The sequence below is a fragment of the Stenotrophomonas maltophilia group sp. msm4 genome, assembly GCF_032025605.1.
GTDB lineage: Bacteria > Pseudomonadota > Gammaproteobacteria > Xanthomonadales > Xanthomonadaceae > Stenotrophomonas > Stenotrophomonas sepilia.
In genome coordinates, this window is sequence record NZ_JAVSKK010000003.1 from 232,627 (window position 1) to 240,000 (window position 7,374).

General features: G+C 68.6%; 7 protein-coding genes (1 of these 7 only partly in view). 5 read left to right on the forward strand and 2 right to left on the reverse strand.

The features are described 5' to 3' along the window. Positions 1–3 precede the first annotated feature (3 nt). A complete protein-coding gene (locus ROV93_RS15345) occupies positions 4–1,284 on the reverse strand; it encodes a GGDEF domain-containing protein (protein ID WP_072168747.1) in 1,281 nt (426 codons plus the stop codon). Between the two features lie 166 nt (positions 1,285–1,450). Here ROV93_RS15345 and egtB point away from each other — a divergent pair, with 166 nt between their 5' ends. From egtB to ROV93_RS15370, 5 genes are all read left to right on the forward strand, one after another. Further along, on the forward strand, positions 1,451–2,722 hold the full coding sequence (gene egtB, locus ROV93_RS15350; RefSeq protein ID WP_072168746.1) for an ergothioneine biosynthesis protein EgtB: 1,272 nt from the start codon (positions 1,451–1,453) through the stop codon (positions 2,720–2,722). Further along, positions 2,719–3,693, forward strand: coding sequence for an L-histidine N(alpha)-methyltransferase (gene egtD / locus ROV93_RS15355; protein WP_072168745.1), 975 nt, complete (start codon positions 2,719–2,721; stop codon positions 3,691–3,693). Before egtB ends, egtD begins: the two co-directional genes overlap by 4 nt. Positions 3,694–3,776: 83 nt before the next feature. Continuing rightward, positions 3,777–5,045 (forward strand): lytic murein transglycosylase, encoded by a 1,269-nt coding sequence (locus ROV93_RS15360; protein ID WP_072168744.1) that lies wholly within the window; start codon positions 3,777–3,779, stop codon positions 5,043–5,045. A gap of 40 nt (positions 5,046–5,085) precedes the next feature. Further along, positions 5,086–5,952 (forward strand): D-hexose-6-phosphate mutarotase, encoded by an 867-nt coding sequence (locus ROV93_RS15365; RefSeq protein WP_072168784.1) that lies wholly within the window; start codon positions 5,086–5,088, stop codon positions 5,950–5,952. Between the two features lie 50 nt (positions 5,953–6,002). Then, entirely contained in the window at positions 6,003–6,776 is a 774-nt protein-coding gene (locus ROV93_RS15370) for a DUF2628 domain-containing protein (RefSeq protein ID WP_072168743.1), read from the forward strand. A gap of 6 nt (positions 6,777–6,782) precedes the next feature. On the opposite strand, the gene ROV93_RS15375 is transcribed toward ROV93_RS15370, so the two are convergent. Beyond that, positions 6,783–7,374, reverse strand: partial view of a benzoate/H(+) symporter BenE family transporter gene (locus tag ROV93_RS15375; RefSeq protein ID WP_072168742.1) — the 3' portion only. 596 nt of this gene lie beyond the right edge of the window; the window shows 592 of its 1,188 coding nt (coding positions 597–1,188); its start codon lies off the right edge, out of view; it ends in the stop codon at positions 6,783–6,785.

A 7,374-nucleotide genomic window follows, 5' to 3' on the forward strand; every position in this document is an offset into this window, starting at 1 on the left:
GCCCTACGCACTGGATGCAGCCAGCAGGCGCTGGCCGCCGTGCGCGCGGACCTGGTTGCGACCTCCGTCCTTGGCCATGTACAGCGCCTGGTCGGCGGCCTTGAGCACTGCCGTCGGTCGCGGATCCACGCGGCTGTCGGCCAGCCCGATACTCACCGTCACCTGCACCACCTGGCCGGTGCCGCCGCGTCCGCGCTGCTGACGGCCGGCTTCGTCGTCACGGCTGCGGGTGCTGCGGTCGCGCAGCTGCATGCGGGTGTCCTCGATGCTCTGCCGCAGTGCTTCGACGGCCTCGATGCAGGCCGCCGCCGGGCGGTCCAGGAACACCACCGCGAATTCCTCGCCGCCATAGCGGAACGCTCGGCCACCGTCGCCGACACGCGCCAGCCGCGACCCCACCAGGCGCAGCACGTCATCGCCGGTATCGTGGCCGTGGGTGTCGTTGAACGACTTGAAGTGGTCCACGTCCACCATCGCGATGCTGTAGGTGCCGCGCGCCCGCTGCAGGGTCTCGTTGAACGCCCGTCGCCCGGGCAGGCCGGTCAGCTCATCGCAGAAGGCCATGTGGAAGGATTCCTGCAGCATCGCGCCCAGCATCAACAGCAGGGCGGCGCTGCTCAGCGCCGGCAGCAGTACCGGCTGCAGGAAGATCCGCGGCAGCATCCACCACAGGCACAGCAGGGCCAGCAGCATCGCCGTGTGCAGTGGCCGCGGATGCCGCCACGCCTGCCAGCCCAGCGCTGCGGTCGCCAGCAGGAACAGCAGCGCCGGCAGCTGCGCCAGCGCATTCCAGTCGGCGGGAATCCAGGCCCAGTGACGGCTCGACAGCAGATCGTGCATGCCCTGCGGCTGTTGTGCCGCAAGCAGCAGGAAGATCACCAGGGCCGCGCCGCAGACCACGCTGCGCAGCAGCAGGTCCTGGCGTCGGCGTCCGCGTTCAGGCCACAGTGCCAGCCCGGCAAACAGCAGCGGCACCCAGGCCGAGATTGCGTGGAAGCGCAACGGAGTCAAGGCGCCGACATGGCCGCTGCGCAGGTAGCCCCCGACGTCCCGGTGCAGCAGGGCGAACACCACCGCCACCACCAGCAGCAGGCACAACGTGCGTACCTGGTGGTAGAGCAGGGCCAGGCCTGCGCCGAGGCAGGCCAGCAGCCAGGGCAGGATGCGTTGGGCCGGGCTGGCCACATCCTCGGTGCCCAGTGCCATCCACAGCACCAGCACGACCAGCACGGCGGGCAGCACGAACAGGTAATGCGCAGGCTGGCGGAGTGGATGCAGGGGCACGCAGGAAGTCCAGTGCGGTGACGATGCGGCCGCAACACTGCCGTTAGCGGCGTCCTCCCCCGCTTCTTGAACACGCGCTTTTTGAAAGGGTATGCCCGCAACCATGTGAATGGGGCAGTGTGCCGCCATGACGTCGCACTCACCGCACTGCGCCGATGCTGTAGGCATGGACAGCGTACCCACCGCCGTCGCTGCCCCGCAGCACGACCTCGCCCACCACTTCGCACATGTGCGTGCCCGCAGCCTGCAGTTGGCCGCACCGCTCAGTGCAGAGGACGCCATGCTGCAGAGCATGGCCGACGCCAGTCCCAGCAAGTGGCACCTGGCCCATACCACCTGGTTCTTCGAACGCTTCGTGCTGGCAGGATTCGCCAGCGCGCCGGCGCATGACCCAGCCTGGGACTATCTTTTCAACAGCTACTACAAAAGCATCGGTCCAGCGCACGCGCGGCCGCAACGCGGCCTGTTGTCGCGGCCCTCGCTGCAGCAGGTGCGCGACTATCGCCAGCAGGTCGATGCACAGGTGCAATCGCGACTGGCGGCGGGTGACCTCGACGCGCAGGCGCTGCACCACCTGCAGTTGGGCCTGCAGCACGAACAGCAGCACCAGGAACTGCTGTTGACCGACATCAAGCATGCGTTCTGGTGCAATCCGTTGCAGCCGGCCTACCGCGAGGACCTGCAGCCTGCCCCCAGCGCTGCCAGTGCGCAGGGCTGGACCGAATCACCCGAACGCATCGTCACCATTGGCGCCGCAGCCTGGCCGCAGCATGCCGCCTTCGCCTACGACAACGAATCGCCGGCGCATCGCGTGCTGCTCCCCGCACACGCACTGGCAGAGCGTCCCGTCAGCAATGGCGAGTACCTCGCCTTCATCGAGGCTGGCGGCTACCGCGAGCCGCGCTGGTGGCTCAGCGAAGGCTGGGCGTTGCGCGAAACCGAGGGCTGGCAGCACCCGCTGTACTGGGACGATGCCCTGCAGCGCGAGTACACCCTCGGCGGTTGGCGAGAGCTGGACCCGCATGCGCCGGTCTGCCACCTCAGCTATTACGAGGCCGATGCCTGCGCCCGCTGGGCGGGTGCGCGCCTGCCCAGCGAGTTCGAGTGGGAAGCCGCCGCTGCGACGCAGCCCCTGCGTGGCCATTTTGCCGACGACGATCAGCTGCACCCTCGGGCGGGGCAGGGCAGTGGGCTGCGGCAGCTGTTCGGCGACGTATGGGAATGGACCCACAGCGCGTATGGCGCCTATCCGGGCTTTCGCCCTTTCGCCGGCAACCTCGGTGAGTACAACGGCAAGTTCATGTGCGGGCAATGGGTGCTGCGCGGTGGCAGCTGCGCCACGCCGCGTGGCCACGTGCGTGCCAGCTACCGTAACTTCTTCATGCCCCCGGCACGTTGGCAGTTCTCCGGGCTGCGCCTGGCCAGGGATCTCGCATGAGTACGGTGCAGGACGCGCTGCAGGCGCTGACCGATCTCACTCCCGGCCGCCAGCAGATCCTTGCCGACGTGGTGGCCGGGCTGTTGCGCACGCCCCGCCAGCTGCCGTCCAAGTACTTCTACGATGCACGCGGCTCGCGCCTGTTCGAGCAGATCACGCATACGCCAGAGTACTACCCCACGCGCACCGAGCTGGCCCTGCTTTCACGGGTACTGCCGGACATCGCCCGAAGCGTCGGGCCGCACCTGCACGTTGTGGAACTGGGCAGCGGCAGTGGCCGCAAGACCGCGTTGCTGCTGGCCGCCCTGCACGACCCGGTGGCCTACACGCCGATTGAAATCTCACGTGCCGCGCTGCTGTCCAGCATCGACCATCTGGCCCCGGCGCTGCCCGAGGTGGAGATGCTGCCGGTCTGTGCCGACTTTACCCGTCCCGTCGCCGTACCCATGCCCGAACGCGAACCCGCGCGACGGCTGCTGTTCTTCCCGGGTTCCACGCTGGGCAACTTTGAAGGCGAGGACGCGGTCGCGCTGCTGCGCGCGATGCGCCAGACCATGGGGCATGATGGCCTGGCCTTGGTCGGCATCGACCTGCACAAGGACCCGGCGTTGATCGAGGCGGCCTACAACGATGCGCAGGGCGTCACCGCCGCATTCACCCTCAACCTGCTGGCCCGCCTGAACCGCGAGATCGGCAGCGACTTCGATCTCGATGGCTTCCGTCATCGTGCACGCTACAGCACCGCGCGGTTGCGCATCGAGACCGATCTGGTCAGCCAGCGGGCACAGGACGTCCACCTGGATGGCCGCATTTTCCACTTCGCCGCCGGTGAACCCATTCGCGTCGAGTACAGCCACAAGTACACCGAGGACAGCTTCGACGCGCTGTTGCGGCAGGCGGGCCTGCAGGTGGCGCAGCGATGGGATGCCGAAAGCCCCGCCTATGGCCTGCGCCTGCTGCGCCGCGCCTGAGGTGGTGGCCAGCCGGTGCGCCTTCAGGTTCGGCAGCACCGCTGCCCCTAAGATGGCCGTGCAACGGCAACACGGAGGACGCCATGCCTGTTCTGACCACGCTCGGCCTGGCGGCCGCCCTTGCGTCGACCCCGGCGCTGCCTGCGGCTTCCGCCGCCAGCACCGATCCGGCGTTCAGCCGCTGCTTGGCGGGCCTGCAGGCCACCGCCGCGACCCAGGGCATCGGCGCTGACCGCTTCAACGAGATCACCGCCGGGCTCACCCCGGACCCCAGCGTGCTCGGCCTGCTCGATGCACAGCCCGAATTCACCACGCCGATCTGGGACTACCTGGCCGCGCTGGTCGATCGCCAGCGCGTGGCTGATGGTCGCGCCCTGCTGCAGCAGCACCGCGACCTGCTCGATCGCGTGTCGGCCCAGTATGGCGTCGATCCGGCCACCATCGTCGCGGTCTGGGGCGTGGAGAGCGACTACGGCCGCGTGTTCGGCAAGCGCCCGCTGCTGCAGTCATTGGCCACGCTGTCGTGCGCCGGCCGCCGCCAACCTTTCTTCCGCGGTGAGCTGCTGGCGCTGCTCAAGCTGATCGACCGCGGCGACCTGCAGGCACAGGGGCTCACCGGCTCCTGGGCCGGTGCCTTCGGGCACACCCAGTTCATGCCCAGCACCTATGCACGCATCGCCGTGGACGGTGATGGCGATGGCCGCCGCGATCTGGTCGGCAGCATTCCCGATGCACTGGCCTCCACCGCCAACTACCTCAAGCGTGCCGGTTGGCGCAGTGGCGAACCATGGGGCATGGAGGTGCATGTGCCCGCCGGCTTCAACGCCAGCCAGGCCGGCCGCACCCAGCGTCGTGCCCTGGCCGATTGGCGCGCGCAGGGCGTGACCGCGCTGGATGGCAGCGCGTTGGCTCCGGCCAACCTGCCGGCGGATGCGCGCGCCGCCCTGCTGCTGCCGGCCGGCAACAAGGGCCCTGCGTTGCTGGTGTTCCGCAACTACGACGCGATCTACAGCTACAACGCTGCCGAAAGCTATGCGCTGGCGATCGCGACGCTTGCCGACCAGCTGCGCGGCGGCAACGGGCTGGCTACCGCCTGGCCGACCGACGATCCAGGCCTGGGCCGCGATGAGCGTCGCCAGCTGCAGACCCTGCTGCTGGCCCGCGGCCACGACATCGGTGCCGCCGACGGCATGATCGGTACCGCCACGCGTCGCGCGATCCAGGCCGAGCAGCAGCGCCTGGGCTGGAGCGAGGTGGACGGCCGCGCAGGCCAGCGCATCCTGCGCACGCTGCAGGAAGAGGCGGCCGCCATCGCACCCGCTGGGCAGAATGCCTTGCCGGCGGCACGTTGACCGCGACATCATCGCCGCGGTCTTCAAGGAGCGTCATCGCATGCAGTCGAATCCGGACATCAGCACCGGCCTGTATCACGGCCTGGAGGCCTGGCAGGTGCGAACCGCCAATGCCACAGCGGTCGTGAGTGTGTTTGGTGGCCAGCTGCTGTCGTTCATTCCCGATGGGCAGCCCGATCTGTTCTGGCTTTCGCCCACGCGCGCCGAGCTGCCCACGCCCATCCGCGGTGGCGTCCCGGTGTGCTGGCCGTGGTTCGGCCGCCAGGGCCAGAGTGCCGATGTACCGGCGCATGGCCTGGTACGTACCGCGCGCTGGGAGCTTCTTCAGGCCACCCAGAGCGATGATGGCGAGGTCGAGCTGCAGTTGGCACCTGCGCCCTGCGCCGATCCCGGCCTGCGCCTGCAGATGCAGCTGCGCATCGGCCGCCAGCTGCGCCAGCAGCTCGTCACCGAGAACACCGGAACCTCGCCGGTGACCTTCACCCAGGCCCTGCACAGCTACTTCCGGGTCGGCGATGCCACTTGTGTCGAGGTCGATGGCCTCGACGGCCTGCAGTACCTGGACAAGTACGAGGACGGCGCGCAGCTGCGCCAGCAGCAGGGGCCCTGGTCACTGCGTGACCCGCGCGATCCGGGGCGCAGCGACCGCATCTATACCGGTGCCGGCGGCCACTACGTGCTTCGCGATCCCGTCCTGCAGCGGCGGATCGAGATCCGCAGCGAAGGCAGCCAGACCCTGGTGGCCTGGAACCCCGGCATGGAGGCAGCGGCGAAGATGGCCGATGTCGGCGACGGTTGGCACGATTACGTGTGCCTGGAAGTGGCCAACGCCGGGCCAGAGCAGATTACGCTTGCGGCGGGTGCGCGCCATCAACTGGTGCAGACCCTGGGCAGTACCGCGCTGTAGGCGCTGGCAGCGGTTCCAGTTTGTCGAGGCAGGTAGCAGGGACGGAAAACATGCAGGAAGCACAATGGTGGTACGCCAATGGCAGGCAGAGCAGTGGGCCGGTCGATCTGGCCGGTCTTCGCCAGCTGCAGCGGGAAGGGACGGTTACGGCGCGCACCCTGCTCTGGTGCGAAGGCATGCCCTCATGGCGGCCGTTGGCCGAACTGGAGCAGGCTTCCACCCCCATCGAGGTGGGTCCGGCCCCGGATATCGACGCAGCCCCTGCAGTTGAGAGCATTGCGCCGAATGTCGGCGATCCGTCCGATCCCTATCGTGCGCCGGTCGCTGTACCGGACAGGGCTGCGGCTGCGGGGCTGGAGGGCGAGAGGGCCTTGTACGCCAGCGTGGTCGGCGGCAACTTCCCGATCTATCGCCAGCGCTGGCGGCTGGATCAGGGCATTGCCACGGGCAGTGGCACCTGGCACTGGCCGGCCTTCCTGCTCGGCCCGATCTGGATGATGTACCGCAAAATGTACCGCCTGGCGGCAATGTGGGTCGGCCTGCTGCTGCTGATCAGCGTGGTGGAGACCATGCTGGATGTGCCCGAAGGCGTGTCGCTGGTCATCACCATCGCGCTCAGCGTCACCACCGGCACCTTTGGCAACACCTGGTACCTGGCACACTGCCAGCGCCTGATCGCCCAGGCCCGTGCCGTCAGCGGCGGCGATGACGCACGGCTGCACAGCGAGCTGACCGCACGCGGCGGCACCAGCGTGGTCGCTACACTGGCCGCCATCGTCATCTCGGTGGTGTTGAGCACCATCGGCGCCGCACTGGCAGGGTAGGGCAGGTCAGCGGCCCTGACGGGGCCGCAGCACCAGCAGGGACAGCGCACCGGCCACCAAGCCCCAGAACGCCGAACCGATCCCGGCCAGGGAGACCCCCGAGGCGGTGACCAGGAAGGTGACCAGTGCCGCCTCGCGGTCCCGCTCTACCGCCAGCGCACTGGCCAGGCTGTTGGCGATGGTGCCGAACAGCGCGATACCGGCCACGCACGCCACCAGCTCCCTGGGGAAGGCCGCGAACAGTGCGGCCACGGTGGCGCCGAACAGTCCGATGATGATGTAGAAGGCACCTGCCGCCATGGCGGCGGTATAGCGTCGTGCCGGGTCCTCATGTGCATCACGGCCCATGCAGATCGCGGCGGTGATTGCCGCCAGGTTCAGCGCGTAGGCACCGAACGGCGCCAGCAAGGTATTGACCACGCCGATCCAGCCGATCAGCGGCGACACCGGCGCGTCATAGCCGGAGGCACGCATCACTGCCACACCGGGAATGTTCTGCGAGGCCATGGTGACCACGAACAGGGGCAGGGCGATGCCGGCTACCGCAGTCCAGGACAGGGATGGGGTCACCCATTGCGGCATCGCCAGTTGCAGCTGC